Here is a 17,164-nt window from a genome sequence, read left to right as displayed (position 1 = left end):
GTGTGGTTGACACGAAGCTGGATGACGGTGCAGCAGGAATTCTCGGACCTGGGCAATGTGGAAGACATTACCCGCATCGTGCTGCGCCTGCTGGTGGCGCTGGTGCTGGGCGGGCTGCTCGGCTACGAGCGTGAATCGGTGGGCGCCTCGGCGGGCCTGCGCACCCACATGCTGGTGTCGCTGGGCGCGGCGCTGTTCGTGCTGATTCCCTTGCAGGCCGGGATGAATATCCAGGACCTGTCGCGGGTGATCCAGGGGATCGTGGCCGGCATCGGCTTCCTGGGCGCCGGCGCCATTCTCAAGCAGACCGACAAGGAAGACATCAAGGGACTGACGACGGCGGCCAGCGTCTGGCTGACCGCCGCCGTCGGCATCGCGGCCGGCATGGGGCGCGAGGCGACGGCGGTGTTCAGCACCCTGTTTGCCATCGTCGTGCTGACGATCATGCGCAGCGCGACGAAGGACCCGGCAGCTTAAGCGACTGCCTTGTCGGGCGCGCCGGCCTGGGCGGCCTTGACGCGCTCTTCCCAGTAGTGGGCGCCTTCGATGCCCAGGGCCTTCGGATCGAACTGCGGATCCTTGCCGGCCTTCTTCTGGCCTTCATAGTCGCGCAGGCACTTGAAGGCGGTCTTCTGCATCAGCAGGATGGCGACGATGTTCAGCCAGGCCATCAGGCCCACGCCCATGTCGCCCAGGCCCCAGGCCGCTTCCGCCGTCTTCACCGAGCCGTAGTAGGTCGAGCCGATGATGAACAGCTTGAGCACCAGGGTCATCCACGGACGGTTGACGGTGCGGTTGATGTAGGCGATGTTGGTCTCGGCGATGTAGTAATAGGCGACGATGGTGGTGAACGCGAAGAACAGCAGCGCCACGGCCACGAACAGCGCGCCGAAGCCCGGCATCACGTTTTCCAGCGCGGTCTGCACATAACCCGGACCCGAAGCGACGCCCTGCACGCCGGTGAACAGCGGGGCGCCGTTCGGCGCCTCGACGTTGTACTGGCCGGTGATCAGGAGCATGAAGGCGGTCGCCGAGCACACGAACAGGGTGTCGATGTAGACCGAGAAGCCCTGCACCAGGCCCTGCTTGGCCGGGTGGCTCACTTCGGCCGCCGACGAGGCGTGCGGACCGGTGCCCTGGCCTGCCTCGTTCGAGTACACGCCGCGCTTGACGCCCCACATGACCGCCAGGCCGAGGATGGCGCCGAAGGCGGCTTCCTGGCCGAAGGCCGAGGCGAAGATCAGCTTGATCACGCCCGGCAGTGCGCCGATATTCATGCCCACGATGACCACGGCCACCAGGATGTAGCCCAGCGCCATGAAAGGCACGACCACTTCCGCGAAGGTGGCGATGCGCTTGACGCCGCCGAAGATGATGAAGGCCAGCACGAGCGACAGGCCGATGCCGGTATACATGGGCTCGATGCCGGTGGCGGTCTTCAGGCCCTCGGCGATCGAGTTGGCCTGCACGCCCGGCAGCAGCAGGCCGGTGGCGATGATGGTGGCGAAGGCGAAGGTCAGCGCATACCACTTCATGCCCAGGCCCTTTTCAATATAGAAGGCCGGGCCGCCGCGGTATTCCTTGCCGATCTGCTCCTTGTACACCTGGCCCAGGGTCGACTCGACGAAGGCCGAGCTGGCGCCCAGGAAGGCCACCGCCCACATCCAGAACACGGCGCCGGGGCCGCCAAAGGTGATCGCGGTCGCCACGCCGGCGATGTTGCCGGTGCCGACGCGGCCGGCCAGGGTCATGGACAAGGCCTGGAACGAGGATACGCCCTGCTCCGAACTCTTGCCTTCGAACATCAATCGGACCATTTCCTTCGCGTGGCGCACCTGCAGGAAGCGCGTACGGAGGGAGAAGTACAGGCCGGTGCCCAGGCAGAGCGCGATGAGCGCCGGGCTCCAGATAACGCCATTGGCGGCGGTGACCAAGTCATTCAGAGACATGTTTTCCCTAGCAGAGCGGCAACGGGTGTGCCGTTATGAACAATCGATCGGCGCGGTAGCGCCACCTTACTTAAGAGTAATGCGCAGAAGTAAATGCGTGGACAGCATATCAACAACGGCAGCCGAATGCTACAGGCGTGCGCCACCGCACGGAACGCGACCTTATCGAGGCGTAATATCTTGTCAAAACACACACATTTTAATGAATTGCCCAACCCTATAAGGAGAGCACCATGAACAAAATGACCTTGGCAGGCATCATGATGGCAGTCACCGTGCTGGCTACCGGCTGCAAGAAGGACGTGGACGGCGACGGCAAGGGCCCGGCCCAGGAAGCTGGCGCAGCGATCGACAATGCCGGCCAGACCGTGGCGGAAGGCACCAAGGAAGCCGCTGCTGAAACCGCCGCCGCCGCCGAACGCGCAGGCGACCGCGTGGAAGCCGCCACCGAACGTGCAGGCGAGCGTATCGAAGCCGCCGGCGCTGAAGTGAAGCAGGAATCCAAGGAAGCCGCAGCCGAAGTCGGCGCAGCTGCCGACCGTGCCCAGGACGCCACCGGCCGCGCCGTGGAACGTGCTGGCGAGAAGATGCAAGACGGCAAGTAATTCACCGTCGAGAGATGTCCCTGGTCGCCGGCCGGCGCGCACGCCCAGCCGTGTGCGCCGGCCGGCGCCATTATGAACCCGCCTCGAAGGCCAGGCGACCGGCGAGCCGGTGGATGTGCTTCATCGCTTGCGCGCCGTAGCAATTGCAGCCTACCGCGACTGCCCTGTTCAGGCCCGGCGCCACGATCGCGTAGACGTAGTAGCTTCCCCAGCTTCCCGCGTGCACGCTGACCACTCCCCCGGTGGCGTGATGCTCGATTGCCCAGCCGTGGGCGTAGCCATGGAGCGGCGTATGCATGCGGCGAACCGTGTCCGCGGACAGGTAGTCCGAACCGCCCCGCAGGCCCGCCAGTTGCGCGCGCAGCAACTTGCCGTATTCCGCCATCGACAGCATCATGCCGCCCGCAGGCTGCACCATGTCCATCCCATAGCGCACCTCGCCGCCGAAAGCGACGGGCCGCCACGCCGTCCCTTCCAGGACGTGGCCCGACACGCTCCCCGCGCCTGCATCCTCGGGAAATCCGAAGCCGGCTTCGATCCCGAGTGGCGCAAAGACTTCACGCCGCATCAGCTCCTCGTATGGAAGGCCCGCCGCCTCCTCGGCGGCCAGGCCCAGCAGCAGGTAGCCGAGGTTCGAATAGACCATCGACCTGTCCGGCGCCGCAGCCGGCGCGCGGTGCAGCAGATAATGTCCCACGGTCCGCCGGTCCACGCTCGGCACGCCGGTGGCGAGCGGGCGCAGCCGTTCGGCGTCCCCGTCATCGAGATCGTGCTTCAAGCCGCCGCGATGGCGCAGCATCTGCTCCACCGTCGCCGCGCGCAGCTGCGGATCCATGCTTGCACGCCATTGCGGGAACAGCTCGCCCATGCTGCTGTCCCAGCGCAGCCGCCGGTGCTCCACCAGGCGCGCGATCAGCATGGCCGTGGCCGCCTTGGTCTGCGACCCCATCTGCAAGGGATCGCCCACCAGCAGGCGTTCCGGCTCGCCGGCGATCCGGCTTCCACTGCTCGCCGCGTCAATGGCGCCGTCCTCGACCACCACCGCCGCCAGGCCGGGCAACCCCGCCTCGGCACGCGCACGCTCGACCAGCTCGCGCAGAGGCGCGCCGCCTGTCCGAGGCTCGGGGCCGTCCGCGCCGCCGCAGGCTCCCAGCAACACCGCCGCGCAGGCGGCAAGGATCACTCTTGCTTTCATCGATCTGTCCTTTCTGTTCGGTTGTCCGGACGCCGTTCCCGACGGCGCGCTGGCGGCTAGTCTAGGGAGGGCGCGTCTCGCTGCGCAGTGCCGGAAGTCATGCATGCCGCCGCAGGGAACCATGACGATCGGCACTGCCGGAGCGCGCGGATCCGCATTACAATGCGGCCCTTGACTTGCAAAACAGGCAATACCAATGTCGATGACCTTGCCCAGCCCGCCGCGCATCCCGCCATGGACGCTTGCCGTCACGGCGGCGCTTCTGCTCGGCGCGCTCGATCTCGCCGCAGTGCTGTCCGCCGGACTCGAGCGGCTGGAGCTGCACAACCCGCTCGGCCTGGCTGCCCTCGCGCTCGTGTCGGAAACGATGGGCGCTCCCGTCAACCGCGGCCATCCCGGCCGGGTGCTGGCGGCCTTCCAGCTGTTCGTCGCGCTCAAGGCATGCCTGATCGTCCTGTTCGCCGTGCTGGCCGGGGCGGCCTGCCGGAGCAGGCGCCCGCGCCGGCGCGGACTGCTGCTGGCCGGCCAGGTCGCGTGTGCGATCGCGCTCGATTCGGTGGTCTTCAACGTGGTCGTGACGGCGCAGATCGCGATGCTGCTGCCCTTGCGGCTGGGTGTCGCGGCAGTGGCTGGCCAGTATCTGCTCGGCGCCGGCGCGGACCTGCTGCTGGTGGTGGATGCGGCCCAGCGCTACGGCAAGCCGCCGATGTGGTCCCTTCTTGCCTACCTGGTGGCCGAGCGCACGATCCTGTTCGCCGCCTTCCTGTTTGCGCGCCTGGTCGCGCGTGAGCGGCGCGCGCGCCGGGAGCTGGCGGCGGCGCACGCCCAGGTGATGGCGACCCAGGCGCTGCTGGGCGACACCGTCCGCGGCGCCGAGCGCATGCGCATCGCCCGCGACCTCCATGACGCGCTCGGACACCACCTCACCGCCCTGAACCTGCATCTCGACCTGGCCCGGCGCCAGGCCGGCGGCCAGGCCCCATCCGCCCTGGGCACCGCGCAGGAAGCCAGCCGCGCCTTGCTGGCGCAGGTGCGCAATGTCGTCAGCCAGGAACGCCACGGCCAGGAAGTGGACCTGGGTGCGGCACTGCGTACGCTGTGCGGCGGCCTGCCGATGCTGGACACCGACCTGCGCATTGACGAGGCCGCTGCGCGCCACCCGGCGCCGGTGGCGCACGCGCTCTTCTGCTGCATCCAGGAAGCGGTGACGAATGCCCTGCGCCACGCCGGCGCCACGCGCCTCGCAATCGAGGTCCGGGCGCGCGGCGGCGCCACCTTCGTCCGGGTCGCCGACGACGGATGCGGCAAGGCCGGCGCCGCCGAAGGCAGCGGCCTGCGCGGCATGCGCGAGCGCGTGGCGGACCTCGGTGGCGAGCTGCGCTTCGGCAGCGGCATCGACGGCGGTTTTGCCGTGGAAGTCGCATTGCCGGCATCGGAGCTGGCGGCATGATCCGGGTGGCGCTGGTGGACGACCAGACCCTGGTGCGCAGCGGCATCCGTGGGCTGCTCGATCTGACCGGGGATATCCGCGTCGTGGCCGAGGCGGCCGACGGTCACGAGGCGCGCGCGGTCCTGGGCCTTGCGGCGGCCGACGTATTGCTGCTGGACGTGCGCATGCCGGGCTGCGACGGCATCGCGCTGCTGCGCGATCCGCAGCTCACGCTGCCGCCGGTGATCATGCTGACCACTTTCGACGATGACGATGCGCTGTACGAGGCCATGCGGCTCGGGGCGCGCGGCTACGTGTTGAAGGATATCTCCCTGGAACGGCTGGCGGACGGCATCCGCGCGGTCGCTGCCGGCGCAACCCTGTTCCGGCCAGCGCTGACCGAGCGCACGCGCGCCTCCTTCCAGCGCAGCTGCCCGGAGGCGGCGCGGCCGCCAGGCGCGCAACTGCTGACGGGGCGCGAGACCGAAGTCCTGGCCCTGATGGCCGGTGGCCTGAGCAATGGCGAGATCGCCCGCCATCTCGGCTCGAGCGAAGGCACGGTGAAGAACCACGTATCGAGCGTCCTGTCCAAGCTGGGGGTGCGCGACCGGGTCCGCGCCGTGCTGCGCGCGATCGAGATGGAGATCATCTGAGACCTAGAAACCGAAGCGCAGGCCGGCCTGCACGATGGTGTGGGACTTCCTGAGGCCGGCGCTCTGCACCCTTCCGTAGGACGCCAGCTCGCCGGTCAGCGCTAGCCGGGGCGCGATATGGTAGGCGATGCCGAGTGCCCCCATCGGCCGCAAAGCGTGTTCCTTTCCATCGATGCTCCCTGCCCCTTCAACCCGCAGCGCATTGCGCGCCACGCCCAGCTTGGCGTACCAGGACGTCGACTCGCCCAGTGGCGCGCTCCAGCGCCCGGCCAGGTAGGCGAGGCTCGACTCGGCCTTCGCGCGGCCGGCGGCGGCAGTGAACCGGGTATCGCTCATGCGTCCATAGCCGCCTTCGACGGCCCAGTTTTCAGACAACTGGTAGCCGCCATAGGCGACCAGGGGCGAGTCGCGGTCGGCGGGCTGGAGCGCCGGCCCCGCAGCCTGGGGCAGCTCCTGGTGGCTGCGGTTGCCGATTGCCAGGCCGGCATAGGGACCGGCCGTTGCCGACGAGATGCTCAGTGCCGCGCAGATGGCGGCGAAGGTGGAATGCTTCATGTTGTCCTTTCACTGGCGTGCCGCCGGACCGTCCGGCCGCACCGCTGCGCCAGTGTAGGCAAGCCGGGCCGTCGCCGCATGTGCCGATCGTCATGCATACCGGCGCGGACATCGGGAAGCGAAAAGGGCCGCCCATGGCGGCCCTGCGTGACCAGAGCTAGGCAGCTCAGGCCTTCTTCTGCCTGGCGATCCAGCCGTCGACCAGTTCGCCCAGCACGTCCAGCGGCACCGAGCCCGCGCCCAGCACCAGGTCGTGGAAGGCCGGCAGCGAGAACTTGTCGCCCAGCTCCTTGCGCGCCTTCTCGCGCAGCTCGACGATGCGCAGCATGCCGATCATGTAGGCGTTGGCCTGTCCCGGCCAGGCGACATAGCGCTCCACCTCCTGGGCGCCGATGCCGTAGTCGATGCCCTGCTGGCGGGTCCAGCCCTTGGCGTGCAGGCCGGTGTCGACCACCAGGCGGCGTGCCCGGAACAGCTCCGAGCCGAGCGCGCCGAGCAGGCCCGGCACATCGCCTTCGTACCAGTTCTGCTCCACCGCCAGGCGCTCGGTGTACAGGGCCCAGCCTTCGGCGTGGGCGCTGCCGCCACTGAAGATGCGCTGGCTGCGGAATTTCGGGATGCCGGTCAGTTCCTGCTGGATCGCCAGCTGGAAGTGGTGGCCGGGCACGGCTTCGTGGTAGGCCAGGCTGCGCATGCGGATCATGTCGAACTTCGGACCGCGCAACGGCACCCAGAAGATGCCCGGACGGCTGCCGTCCGGCGCCGGCAGCGAGTAGTGGGCGGCCGCCGAAGGCTCGGTCAGCGGCGGTTCGCGGCGCACTTCGACCGGGGCGCGCGGCTTCAGGTTGAACAGCGAGGCGCTGCGCTTCTCGGCGTCGCGCACCATCTCGCCGTAGCTGGCGATGATGGCCGGGCGCGGATCGCCCTCGCCTTTCGGCTGGAAGCGCTCGTCCAGCTGCTTCATGCGGGTTTCGATGTCACCCTCGAGCAGGCCGAGCGAGCGCAGGTGCTTGTCCATCTCGCCTTCGATGCGCGCCACTTCGCGCAGGCCGATTTCGTGGATCTGTTCCGGGGTGAGCTTGGTGCTGGTGTAGTTCTCCACCGCGCGGGCATAGGCGGCGGCGCCGTTCGGCAGGCGCGAGATGCCGGCCACGTCGCCGGTGCGCGGGTGGATCTCGGCCATGAAGTCCTTCACGCGGCCATAGGCCGGGCGGATCTTCTCTTCGACGATCCGGGTGGCGCGGGCGATCGCGGCGGCGCGCGCCTCCGGCGCCAGGTCCTTCAGCTCGGCGGTGCGCTGCTCGAAGGTCGTGACCAGCACGTTCTGGCTTGCCGCCGGCTTGAGGAAGTGGTCGACCTGGAACTGGGCGCGCTCGAGGATGAAGCGCGGCGGGATCAGCTGCTTGGCGGCGGCGGCGCGGCCGCGCGCCAGCGCTTCGTCCATGCGGGCGCCGACCTGCTCCAGGCGCGCCAGGTAGCTGTCGACGTCGGCCTTGTTGCGCAGCGGGTGGGTGGTGGTCATGAAGTTGACCAGGCTTACCTGCACGCCGCTGAACTGCGAGAAGATGAAGGAATGGTCCTCGAAGGGCTCGTTGGCGACCGTGTTCTGCAGCGACCAGCGCATCACGGCGGCCGAGATCTTCTGGCTGTCGTCCAGCGGCGCCGACTTGAACTTGTCCAGGCGCGCCAGGCCGGCCTTGGCCAAGGCGACCACTTTCTGGCGGTGGGCGGCGGTCAGGGGCGTCAGCTCGCGGTCCAGCTTCGCCTGCTCGGCGCCGCTGAAGTACTGGGTCATGGTCGCCAGCTGCGGGCTCAGGCGCACCCAATCCTCGGCGAACTTGTCGGCCCAGACGTCGAAGGCTTTATGCGGCTTGGCGGCAGTGGCCGACGCCGCGGCAGGCGCGGCGAGCGCGGCGGCCGGCAGGCTTACGCCGGCGAGGACAGCGGGAATGAACAGGGCGGCGATGGTGGCGCGCAGGCTGCGCTGGCGGGACGATGGCATCTCGGGGGTCTCTCTTCCTTATCGTTGATCTGTATGCAGTGAGCATCACTGCAGTTGCCGTCGAGGAATCTAACACGGAAGAGAACAAAGCAACAACGCGCGCTGTTGCCCGGCTGCGTACATACAGGTCCGCACCGGGCCGGCGCTCAGCGATCGGACTCGATCACCAGCGTTTCCAGCTTTGCCGGGCTCCAGCTGCCCGCCAGGCGCCAGTCGCGCGCGGCGCCTTCGACCACCACCTGCCAGTGGGTCGGCTCCAGCGCCGGCAGCGCCGCCGAAAAGCGGCCCTGGGCATCGGGCAGCGCTTCCAGCACCAGGTCCTTCCCAGGCTGGGTCGGATGCGCCAGGCGGATGTGGAAAGGCGCCACGACCGGCTTGCCGAAGCTGTCCAGGCGCCCCTGCAGGCGGCCGGACCGGGCGTCGTGGCGGGCCTCGAAGGCCAGCCCGAGGCTGCTCGCGACACGGTCGCGGCGCAGGTCCTGGTTGATCGCCTTGCCCTGCTTGTAGTAGTCGCCCACCACCAGCGCGTCCGGACGGCTGACGGCCAGCCAGGCCGTGATCGCGCCGGCGACCAGCACCAGCACCGGGCCGATCATCAGGAACCACGGCCAGCGGTGCTTGTACCAGGGTGCGGCGCTGCTACGCGGCAGCGGATGAATTGCGGTTTGCATCTTCAGCTCCTTCTTACTTCGGCACGATGAAGACGGCGTCCTCGGACACCGCCAGGTGCGGATCCGCCACCGAACTCACCGTGAAATCGATCCTGTTCGAGCCAGGCCTGGCCGCGCCCGGTTCGATGCGCACGCGCACCGGCACCGCACGCGTGCTGGCCGCGTCGATCTCGACCACCTCCTCGCCGGCCACGCTCACCGACGGAATGCCGGCCACGCCAATGTGCAGGCGCTGGGCCTGCTCGCTCGTGTTCATCACCTGCAAGCGGTAGACGTTCTCGATCATGCCGTCGTCCACTTCGCGGCCCATCGAGCCGCGGTCACGGATCACGTCCAGCTTGAGTGGATTGCGCAGCGCGATCGAAGCCGCCATGCCGATCACCAGCGCGGCCAGGACGCCGGTATAGACCAGCACGCGCGGGCGCAGCATACGGTTACGGATCGCGGCCGGGTTCAGCTTGTGCGCCAGGCCGTTTTCGGTGGCGTAGCGGATCAGGCCGCGCGGCTTGGCGATCTTGTCCATCACGCTGTTGCAGGCATCCACGCAGGCGGCGCAGCCGATGCATTCGTACTGCAGGCCCTTGCGGATGTCGATCCCGGTCGGGCACACTTGCACGCACATGCTGCAGTCGATGCAGTCCCCTGCCCCTTGCGCCTTGGGCCGGACATTGCGCGGTTCGCCGCGCGCCGCGTCGTAGGTGACGATCAGGGTGTCCTTGTCGAACATCGCGCTCTGGAAGCGCGCGTAGGGGCACATGTACTTGCACACCTGCTCGCGCAGCCAGCCCGCGTTGCCGTAGGTGGCGAAGCCGTAGAACAGGACCCAGAAGGTTTCCCACGGCCCGAGCGTAAATCCCAGCACGTCGAAGCTCAGTTCGCGCACGGGCGTGAAATAGCCGACGAAGGTAAAACCGGTCCACAACGCCACCGCGCCCCACGCCAGGTGCTTGGCGCCCTTCTTGCCGATCTTCTCCAATGTCCAGGGCTGACGGTCGAGGCGGATGCGGGCGCTGCGCGCGCCCTCGATCTTGCGCTCGATCCAGAGGAAGATTTCGGTGTACACCGTCTGCGGGCAGGCGAAGCCGCACCACACGCGCCCCGCCACCGCCGTCACCAGGAACAGGCCGTAGGCGCAGATGATCAGCAGCGCTGCCAGGTAGATGAAGTCCTGGGGCCAGAACACGATGCCGAACAGGTAGAACTTGCGGCTGGCCAGGTCGAACAGGACGGCCTGGCGGCCGTGCATGTTCAGCCACGGCAGGCCGTAGAACAGCAGCTGGGTGAGCCACACGCAGGCCCAGCGCAAGGACGCGTAGCGGCCCTTGATCTCGCGCGGGTAGATCTCCTCCCGCGCGGCGTACATGTGGATGACAGCTTCCTGGGGGGCGTTCATTTCGATGCCGTCTTGATCGTGGTGTCGTTGGACAGGCTCCACACATAGGCCGCCAGCACATGCACCTTTTCTTCGCCGAGGAACTCGCCGAAGGCTGGCATGGTGTTGGTGCGGCCCTTGCGGATGGTTTCCATCACCGTCTCGGCGCTGCCGCCGTAGAGCCAGGTCTTGTCCGCCAGGTTGGGCGCCCCCATCATCGGGTTGCCCTTGCCTTCCGCGCCGTGGCAGGCCACGCAGGCGGCGAACTTCGGCTTGCCGAAGGCGACCTTGACCGGGTCGGCCGTCAGGCCCGAGAGGTTGCGTACGTAATGCGCGACCGCTTCCACGTCCTTGTCCGAGCCCAGCGCAGCGCCCATCGCCGGCATCGTGCCGATGCGGCCGTTCATGATGGTGGCCTTGATGGTGGCTGGCTCGCCGCCATGCAGCCAATCCTTGTCGCTCAGGTTCGGGAAGCCCTTGTTGCCGCGCGCGTCGGAACCATGGCACTGCGCGCAGTAGTTCAGGAACAGGCGCTCGCCGATGGCCTGGGCCTGCGGGTCGGCCGCCACCGCCTCCAGGCTCTGGTTCGCGTACTGGGCAAACAGCGGGCCGAAATCTGCCTTGGCCTGCTTGAGCTCCGCCTGGTATTCGCCTTTCGAGTTCCATCCGAGCTTGCCGGCGTAGCTGCCCAGGCCCGGATACAGCACCAGGTAGGCCAGGCCGAACACGATGGTCAGGTAGAACATCCACATCCACCAGCGCGGCATCGGCGTATTCAGCTCGGTCAGGTCCTCGTCCCAGACGTGGCCGGTGGTTTTCTGCGGCTCGCCATTGGCGTCCAGCTTGACCTTGTGCACCGACTGCGACCACAGCAGGATGCCGCAGCCGAGGATGGACAGCACCGTGATGACGGCGATGTACCAGTGCCAGAAGCCGTTGAAGAAATCAGCCATGTTCGTGCTCCTCTTCCGTGAACTCGTCGGCGAAGGGCAGCGCCGCTGCCGCCTCGAAGTCCTTGTTCTTGTGGAGCACGTAGGTCCAGGCCAGGATGCCCAGGAAGGTGGTAAAGCTCACCACGGTCATCAGGCTGCTCGCGTTATCGAAAATCTGTTGCAGTGCCATCTCAGTTCCTCGTCTTGATCTGGGTGCCCAGGCCTTGCAGGTAGGCGATCAGGGCATCCTGTTCGGTCTTGTCGCTAAGCTCCGCCGGCGCGGCCGCCACCTCGGCATCCGTGTAGGGCACGCCGATGCGCTGCATGGCGCGCATCTTGGGCAGGATCTCGGCCGCGACCAGCTTGTTTTTCGCCAGCCACGGATAGCCCGGCATGTTCGATTCCGGCACCACGTCGCGCGGGTTGTCGAGGTGGGTGCGGTGCCATTCGTCGCTGTAGCGGCCGCCGACGCGGGCCAGGTCCGGGCCGGTGCGCTTCGAGCCCCACTGGAAGGGATGGTCGTAGACGAATTCGCCCGCCACCGAGTAGTGGCCATAGCGCTCGGTCTCGGCGCGGAAGGGACGGATCATCTGCGAGTGGCAGTTGTAGCAGCCTTCGCGGATGTAGATGTCGCGTCCCGCCAGGCGCAGCGGTGAATATGGCTTCAAGCCCGAGACCGGCTCGGTGGTGGATTTCTGGAAGAACAGCGGCACGATCTCGACCAGGCCGCCGAAGGAGATGACCAGGAGGACCAGGCCGATCAGGAGCCAGGGGTTCTTCTCGATCCACTCGTGGGTGAATTTCATTACATGCTCCTCAATGTCTTAAGCGTGGACCGCTGCGCCGGCAGCGGCCAGGTGCGGCTTGACGGGTGCGGTCGGGATGCGCGCGTCGACGTTGGCCGTGCCGCGCATCGTCATCCAGGTGTTCCAGGCCATCAGCGCCATGCCCGACAGGTAGAGGAAGCCGCCGGTGAAGCGGATCACGTAGTACGGGTAGGTGGCCTTGACGCTTTCGGCGAAGGTATAGGTCAGGGTGCCGTCCGGGTTCACCGCGCGCCACATCAGGCCCTGCATCACGCCGGCGATCCACATCGAGGCGATGTACAGGACGATGCCGATGGTGGCGACCCAGAAGTGGGTCTCGACCAGGGCCATGCTGTACATCTGCTTCTTGCCGGCCAGGCGCGGGATCAGGTAGTAGATCGAGCCCATGGTGATGAAGCCGACCCAGCCCAGGGCGCCCGCATGGACGTGGGCAACGGTCCAGTCCGTGTAGTGCGACAGCGAGTTGATGGTCTTGATCGACATCATCGGGCCCTCGAAGGTGGCCATGCCGTAGAAGGACAGCGAGACGATCATGAACTTGAGCAGCGGGTCCGAACGCAGCTTGTGCCAGGCGCCCGACAGGGTCATCATCCCGTTGATCATGCCGCCCCAGGACGGCGCCAGCAGGATCAGCGAGAACACCATGCCGATCGACTGGGTCCAGTCGGGCAGCGCTGTGTAATGCAGGTGGTGCGGGCCGGCCCACATGTAGGTGAAGATCAGGGCCCAGAAGTGCACGATCGACAGGCGGTAGGAATACACCGGGCGCTCGGCCTGCTTGGGGATGAAGTAGTACACCATGCCCAGGTAGCCGGCGGTCAGGATGAAGCCCACCGCGTTATGGCCGTACCACCACTGGATCATGGCGTCCTGCACGCCCGCGTAGACCGAATAGGACTTCATGGCGGACACCGGGATCGCCATGCCGTTCACCACGTGCAGGATGGCGACCGCCAGGATGTAGCCGCCGAAGAACCAGTTGGCCACATAGATGTGCTTGACCTTGCGCTTGACGATGGTGCCGAAGAAGACCACGGCATAGGCGACCCACACGACGGTGATCAGGATCGCGATCGGCCATTCGAGCTCGGCGTATTCCTTGCCGCGGGTGAAGCCCATCGGCAGCGAGATCGCGGCCGAGACCAGCACGGCCTGCCAGCCCCAGAAGGTGAAGGCGGCGAGTTTGTCGGAGAACAGCCGCACCTGGCAGGTGCGCTGGACCACGTAGTACGAGGTGGCGAACAGGCCGCAGATGCCGAAGGCGAAGATGACCGCGTTGGTGTGCAGCGGACGCAGGCGTCCGTAGCTGAGCCACGGGATGTCGAAGTTCAGTGCGGGCCAGGCCAGCTGCGCGGCGATGAAGACGCCGGCAGCCATGCCGATCACGCCCCATACCACGGTCGCGATGGCGAACTGGCGCACGATCTTGTAGTTATAGTTGAGACTGCTGTCCAAGATGCTCTCCTGAATAATCATATGGATGACAATCAGGAGTGTGCTTTTCTGAACCTTAAAAATCCTTGATGTGAATCAAATTGTTCTGTATCGGTTGAGGTATGGAGCGCAGTGTTGCGTCTTGGTGCACAGGCCGGCGATGCGATGCCGGCCTTACTGCACGAGGTCGTCGTCCCGCAGGATCCTCAGGGCTGGCCCTTCGAGATCCTCGAACTGCCCGCTGTCGGCCGCGCCGAAGAAGATCCACACCGCGAGCGCGACGAGGCAGATACTCAAGGGTATCAACAAGTACAAGGCTTCCATTCAGTCCGTCCTCAGCCGCAGGGCATTGAGCACCACCAGCGCGGAACTGGCCGCCATGCCGATACCCGACATCCAGGGATTCAGCAAGCCCGACGCCGCCGCCGGAATCGCCACCAGGTTGTACACCGAGGCCCAGATCAGGTTCTGGCGGATCACCGCCAGCGTACGGCGTGCGGTGTCGGCCGCATCGGCCAGCGGCAGCAGCCCGTCGCCCAGCAGCACGCCGTCCGCATGCAGCTGGGCCAGTTCGGCCCCGCGCCCCATGGCAAAGGACACGTCCGCGCCGCTCAGCACGGCCGCATCGTTGATGCCGTCGCCGACCATGGCCACCACCGCGCCCTGCATCTGCAGGCTGCGCACGAAGGCGAGCTTCTCGTCCGGCAGCTTTCCGCCGAGGGCGGTGGCGATGCCGAGCTGGCCGGCCACGGCCTGAGCCGCGCCCTGCTCGTCGCCGCTCAGCAGGACCACGGTCTTGCCGCCGTCCTTGAAGCGCTGTACTACTTCCGCCGCCTCCGGCCGCAGCCCATCCGACAGGTCGAAGCGCGCCAGCCAGCCGCCGGTCGTACCCAGCCACACCGAGGTGGTCCCGGTCGGCGCCGCGGAACGCGCCACTCCCCCGGCCACGCCTTCCACGAAGGCCGCGCTGCCGAGACGGTACAGGCGACCGTTGATGCACCCCTCCACGCCCTGCCCCACAACATAGCGCAGCTGCTCGGCCAGGCCGGGCGCCGCGCCGCCGGCTTCGCGGATCGCCTGGGCGATCGGATGCGGGTTGTCGGCTTCCAGCGCCGCCGCGATGCGCAGGCAGGCCTCCGCCGTCTGGGCGCTGACCGGCACCGCCTGGCGCAGCACCGGGCGGCCAAGGGTCAGAGTGCCGGTCTTGTCGAACACGATGTGGGTGGCGCGCTCGAAGGTCTCGAGCGTGTGCGGCTTCACCGCCAGCACGCCGCGCCGCAGCAGGCGGTCGGTGGCGGCGGCCAGCGCGGTCGGCGTGGCCAGGGACAGCGCGCACGGGCAAGTCACGACCAGCACCGCCACCGCCGCCTGCCAGGCGCGCGCCGGCTCGACGGCTTGCCAGGCGAAGAACACGGCCACGGTCAGCACCAGCAGGGCCACCACCGACCAGGCGGCCACGCGGTCGGCCCACAGCGCCAGCGCCGGCTTGCCCTGCCCGGCTTTCTCGACCAGGCGCACCAGCATCGCCAGGGTGCTGTCGGTGGCGGTCGAGCTCACGCGCAGGACGATGGTCTGGGCCGCGTTGACGGCGCCGCCCGGCAGGCAGTCGCCCACCGTCTTGCGCTGGGTGCGGCTCTCGCCCGTGAGCAGGGCCAGGTCGACCTCGGTGTCGCCGTCGACGATGACGCCGTCGGCCGGAATCGCCTGGCCGGCCTTGACCAGCACCAGGTCGCCCACTTGCAGCGCGCCGGCGGCCACCAGCTCGGAATCGCGCGCCGCCGGGTCGCCGCGCAGGCGCAGCGCCGCTGCCGGCACGCCCTGCTGCAGGCGCTCGAGGGCGCTGGCGGCCTTGCGGCGCGCGCCCAGTTCCAGGTAACGGCTGCCCAGCAGCAGGAACACGAACATCGTCACCGAATCGAAGTAAACCTCGCCGCGGCCCGTGAACAAGGCCGCGCAGCTGCCGGCGAAGGCGGCGGCGATGCCCAGCGCCACCGGCACATCCATGCCAGGCAGCCCGCGTTTCAGGTCTTGCCAGGCGCCGCCGAAGAAAGGCTGGGCCGAGTACAGCACGGCCGGCAGTGTCAGGAATAGCGAGGCCCAGTGCATCAGCGCCGTCATCGACGCATCCATGGTGCCGTCGGTCGCCAGGTAGACCGGGACCGCGTACATCATCACCTGCATCATCGACAGACCGGCCACGAACAGCTGGCGGAACAGCTTCTTGCGCGCTTTTTCCAGCTGCTCCCCGTGCTGCCTGGCGTCGTAGGGGTAGGCGGTGTAGCCGATCATGCGCAGGGTGCGCAGGATGACGCTGGGTTTGCACTGCGCCGGGTCCCAGCGGACGTGCAGGCGTTCGGTGGCGACGTTCAGGGTGGATTCGAGCACGCCCGGCAACTGGCCGAGGCGGCGTTCGATCAGCCAGACGCAGGCGGCGCAGCGCATTCCCTCGACCGCGAAGCTCGCCTCGTCCTGGCCTTCCTGGCCGTCGTAGAGCAGCAGCTCCGGCGCGTCGGCGCTGTGCTCGACGGGGGCCGCGTACTCGGTGCGCGTGGCGTAGTAGTCGGCGAAACCGCCGTCCACGATGGCCTGGGCCGCCGCCGCGCATCCGGGGCAGCACATGCTGCGCGCCGCGCCGTCGACCACGGCATGCCAGCGGCTCGCGGCCGGGACCGGCAAGCCGCAGTGGAAGCAGCTGTCCAGTACCGCCACCGGCGCCGCCTCGCGCAGCGGCACCTCGGCCTGCGCCGGGACGTCGGCGCGTACTTGCGCCAGCACCGCGCTCATGCCGCGCTCCCCGTGCCGAAGCACACCAGATGGACCCAGCTCTCCGGCAGGCCGCCGGCGGCGCGCGCGAGGCCGGCCAGGCCGAAGCCGGCGATGGCCAGACCGCACAGCAGGCGCACGCGGCCCATCCGCAGCAGGCCGCGCAGGCGCTGGCCCGCCAGGCCGAGCGCGGCGAGCATGGGCAAGGTGCCCAAGCCAAAGGCCAGCATCACCGCCGCACCGTCCAGCGCGGAGCCGGACAGCATGGCTGTCACCAGCACGCTGTAGACCATCCCGCAGGGCAGCCAGCCCCACAGGGCGCCGGCGGCCAGCATGCGCCCTGGCGTGGATGGCGGTCCGACCCGGCGCAGCAGCGGGCGCACATGCCGCCACAGCGCCTGGCCGCCCTGCTCCAGCCGCGCCAGGCCGCGCCAGGCATCCATCAGGAACAGGCCGAGCGCCACCAGCATCAGGTTGGCCGCCCAGTAGGCGGCCTCCTGCAGGCCGGGCAGCGCCGCGAACCCGGCCGCCCCGCCCGCCAGCGCCCCCGCCGCCATGTAGCTGGCGATGCGTCCTGTGTTGTAGGCCACGACGTTGGCGGCGGGCGTGGCCGTCACCGTGCGCACCGGTACCGGGAAGGCCGGCGCGGCAGGCAGGGATGGACGGACGCCGCCGACCGACAGCGCGCCGACGATGCCGCCGCACATGGCGGCGCAGTGGACGCTGCCCAGCAGGCCGACCAGAAACACGGGAAACAGGGCGATACCTGGCATGTAG

At 68.1% G+C, this 17,164-nt stretch carries 17 protein-coding genes; 4 read left to right on the top strand and 13 right to left on the bottom strand.

Annotated elements, in window-relative coordinates:
- Window positions 1–21 precede the first annotated feature (21 nt).
- Complete coding sequence (locus tag KBW95_RS03875) at window positions 22–477, top strand: MgtC/SapB family protein (RefSeq protein ID WP_211523773.1); 456 nt, start codon at window positions 22–24, stop codon at window positions 475–477.
- Here the strand turns inward: KBW95_RS03875 and KBW95_RS03870 are convergent.
- Entirely contained in the window at window positions 474–1,949 is a 1,476-nt protein-coding gene (locus KBW95_RS03870) for a sodium:alanine symporter family protein (RefSeq protein ID WP_229429521.1), read from the bottom strand. The genes KBW95_RS03875 and KBW95_RS03870 overlap by 4 nt on opposite strands.
- A gap of 233 nt (window positions 1,950–2,182) precedes the next feature.
- On the opposite strand from KBW95_RS03870, the gene KBW95_RS03865 reads away from it, so the two are divergent.
- Window positions 2,183–2,554, top strand: a complete 372-nt coding sequence (locus KBW95_RS03865; RefSeq protein ID WP_229429520.1) for a hypothetical protein — start codon at window positions 2,183–2,185, stop codon at window positions 2,552–2,554.
- A 70-nt stretch (window positions 2,555–2,624) separates the two neighbouring features.
- Here the strand turns inward: KBW95_RS03865 and KBW95_RS03860 are convergent, their stop codons facing one another.
- Window positions 2,625–3,749: a serine hydrolase gene (locus tag KBW95_RS03860; protein ID WP_211527527.1), complete on the bottom strand. Its 1,125-nt coding sequence runs from the start codon at window positions 3,747–3,749 to the stop codon at window positions 2,625–2,627.
- A 196-nt stretch (window positions 3,750–3,945) separates the two neighbouring features.
- Between KBW95_RS03860 and KBW95_RS03855 the strand changes: the two genes are divergently transcribed.
- Both KBW95_RS03855 and KBW95_RS03850 read left to right on the top strand, forming a co-directional pair.
- Window positions 3,946–5,199 (top strand): sensor histidine kinase, encoded by a 1,254-nt coding sequence (locus KBW95_RS03855; protein ID WP_211527526.1) that lies wholly within the window; start codon window positions 3,946–3,948, stop codon window positions 5,197–5,199.
- Window positions 5,196–5,831, top strand: coding sequence for a response regulator transcription factor (locus tag KBW95_RS03850; protein ID WP_211527525.1), 636 nt, complete (start codon window positions 5,196–5,198; stop codon window positions 5,829–5,831). The genes KBW95_RS03855 and KBW95_RS03850 overlap by 4 nt, the downstream gene beginning before the upstream one ends.
- 3 nt (window positions 5,832–5,834) lie before the next feature.
- Here KBW95_RS03850 and KBW95_RS03845 read toward each other — a convergent pair whose 3' ends face one another.
- From KBW95_RS03845 to KBW95_RS03795, 11 genes are all read right to left on the bottom strand, one after another.
- A complete protein-coding gene (locus KBW95_RS03845) occupies window positions 5,835–6,386 on the bottom strand; it encodes an outer membrane beta-barrel protein (protein ID WP_211527524.1) in 552 nt (183 codons plus the stop codon).
- Window positions 6,387–6,552: 166 nt separating this feature from the next.
- Entirely contained in the window at window positions 6,553–8,388 is a 1,836-nt protein-coding gene (locus tag KBW95_RS03840) for a DUF885 family protein (RefSeq protein WP_211527523.1), read from the bottom strand.
- Window positions 8,389–8,534: 146 nt separating this feature from the next.
- Entirely contained in the window at window positions 8,535–9,059 is a 525-nt protein-coding gene (locus KBW95_RS03835) for a FixH family protein (RefSeq protein ID WP_211523641.1), read from the bottom strand.
- Window positions 9,060–9,072: 13 nt separating this feature from the next.
- Window positions 9,073–10,452, bottom strand: coding sequence for a cytochrome c oxidase accessory protein CcoG (gene ccoG / locus KBW95_RS03830; RefSeq protein ID WP_211523642.1), 1,380 nt, complete (start codon window positions 10,450–10,452; stop codon window positions 9,073–9,075).
- Window positions 10,449–11,384, bottom strand: a complete 936-nt coding sequence (gene ccoP, locus KBW95_RS03825) for a cytochrome-c oxidase, cbb3-type subunit III (RefSeq protein WP_211523643.1) — start codon at window positions 11,382–11,384, stop codon at window positions 10,449–10,451. Before ccoP ends, ccoG begins: the two co-directional genes overlap by 4 nt.
- Window positions 11,377–11,553 (bottom strand): cbb3-type cytochrome c oxidase subunit 3, encoded by a 177-nt coding sequence (locus tag KBW95_RS03820; protein ID WP_211523644.1) that lies wholly within the window; start codon window positions 11,551–11,553, stop codon window positions 11,377–11,379. The genes ccoP and KBW95_RS03820 overlap by 8 nt, the downstream gene beginning before the upstream one ends.
- A 1-nt stretch (window position 11,554) precedes the next feature.
- Window positions 11,555–12,169 carry a cytochrome-c oxidase, cbb3-type subunit II gene (gene ccoO / locus KBW95_RS03815; RefSeq protein ID WP_211523645.1) on the bottom strand — a complete coding sequence of 205 codons (615 nt, stop codon included), beginning with the start codon at window positions 12,167–12,169 and terminating at the stop codon, window positions 11,555–11,557.
- An 18-nt stretch (window positions 12,170–12,187) separates the two neighbouring features.
- Window positions 12,188–13,645 (bottom strand): cytochrome-c oxidase, cbb3-type subunit I, encoded by a 1,458-nt coding sequence (gene ccoN / locus KBW95_RS03810; RefSeq protein ID WP_211523646.1) that lies wholly within the window; start codon window positions 13,643–13,645, stop codon window positions 12,188–12,190.
- Window positions 13,646–13,798: 153 nt separating this feature from the next.
- Entirely contained in the window at window positions 13,799–13,948 is a 150-nt protein-coding gene (ccoS, locus tag KBW95_RS03805; RefSeq protein WP_211523647.1) for a cbb3-type cytochrome oxidase assembly protein CcoS, read from the bottom strand.
- Window positions 13,949–16,408, bottom strand: a complete 2,460-nt coding sequence (locus tag KBW95_RS03800) for a heavy metal translocating P-type ATPase (RefSeq protein WP_211527522.1) — start codon at window positions 16,406–16,408, stop codon at window positions 13,949–13,951.
- Window positions 16,405–17,160, bottom strand: a complete 756-nt coding sequence (locus tag KBW95_RS03795; RefSeq protein ID WP_211523649.1) for a sulfite exporter TauE/SafE family protein — start codon at window positions 17,158–17,160, stop codon at window positions 16,405–16,407. The genes KBW95_RS03800 and KBW95_RS03795 overlap by 4 nt, the downstream gene beginning before the upstream one ends.
- Between the last annotated feature and the right edge of the window lie 4 nt (window positions 17,161–17,164).

The sequence above is a fragment of the Massilia sp. ZL223 genome, from assembly GCF_018119395.1.
Lineage (GTDB): Bacteria > Pseudomonadota > Gammaproteobacteria > Burkholderiales > Burkholderiaceae_D > Telluria.
The sequence above is the reverse complement of the archived record's forward strand: the minus strand, read 5'-3'. Positions and strand labels throughout refer to the sequence as shown.

What these genes read in the sequence shown, in the direction of transcription:
- KBW95_RS03875 (WP_211523773.1), top strand. Translation starts at nt 22, where the DNA reads ATGACGGTGCAGCAGGAATTCTCGGACCTGGGCAATGTGGAAGACATT.
- KBW95_RS03870 (WP_229429521.1), bottom strand. Translation starts at nt 1,949, where the DNA reads ATGTCTCTGAATGACTTGGTCACCGCCGCCAATGGCGTTATCTGGAGC.
- KBW95_RS03865 (WP_229429520.1), top strand. Translation starts at nt 2,183, where the DNA reads ATGAACAAAATGACCTTGGCAGGCATCATGATGGCAGTCACCGTGCTG.
- KBW95_RS03860 (WP_211527527.1), bottom strand. Translation starts at nt 3,749, where the DNA reads ATGAAAGCAAGAGTGATCCTTGCCGCCTGCGCGGCGGTGTTGCTGGGA.
- KBW95_RS03855 (WP_211527526.1), top strand. Translation starts at nt 3,946, where the DNA reads ATGTCGATGACCTTGCCCAGCCCGCCGCGCATCCCGCCATGGACGCTT.
- KBW95_RS03850 (WP_211527525.1), top strand. Translation starts at nt 5,196, where the DNA reads ATGATCCGGGTGGCGCTGGTGGACGACCAGACCCTGGTGCGCAGCGGC.
- KBW95_RS03845 (WP_211527524.1), bottom strand. Translation starts at nt 6,386, where the DNA reads ATGAAGCATTCCACCTTCGCCGCCATCTGCGCGGCACTGAGCATCTCG.
- KBW95_RS03840 (WP_211527523.1), bottom strand. Translation starts at nt 8,388, where the DNA reads ATGCCATCGTCCCGCCAGCGCAGCCTGCGCGCCACCATCGCCGCCCTG.
- KBW95_RS03835 (WP_211523641.1), bottom strand. Translation starts at nt 9,059, where the DNA reads ATGCAAACCGCAATTCATCCGCTGCCGCGTAGCAGCGCCGCACCCTGG.
- ccoG (WP_211523642.1), bottom strand. Translation starts at nt 10,452, where the DNA reads ATGAACGCCCCCCAGGAAGCTGTCATCCACATGTACGCCGCGCGGGAG.
- ccoP (WP_211523643.1), bottom strand. Translation starts at nt 11,384, where the DNA reads ATGGCTGATTTCTTCAACGGCTTCTGGCACTGGTACATCGCCGTCATC.
- KBW95_RS03820 (WP_211523644.1), bottom strand. Translation starts at nt 11,553, where the DNA reads ATGGCACTGCAACAGATTTTCGATAACGCGAGCAGCCTGATGACCGTG.
- ccoO (WP_211523645.1), bottom strand. Translation starts at nt 12,169, where the DNA reads ATGAAATTCACCCACGAGTGGATCGAGAAGAACCCCTGGCTCCTGATC.
- ccoS (WP_211523647.1), bottom strand. Translation starts at nt 13,948, where the DNA reads ATGGAAGCCTTGTACTTGTTGATACCCTTGAGTATCTGCCTCGTCGCG.
- KBW95_RS03800 (WP_211527522.1), bottom strand. Translation starts at nt 16,408, where the DNA reads ATGAGCGCGGTGCTGGCGCAAGTACGCGCCGACGTCCCGGCGCAGGCC.
- KBW95_RS03795 (WP_211523649.1), bottom strand. Translation starts at nt 17,160, where the DNA reads ATGCCAGGTATCGCCCTGTTTCCCGTGTTTCTGGTCGGCCTGCTGGGC.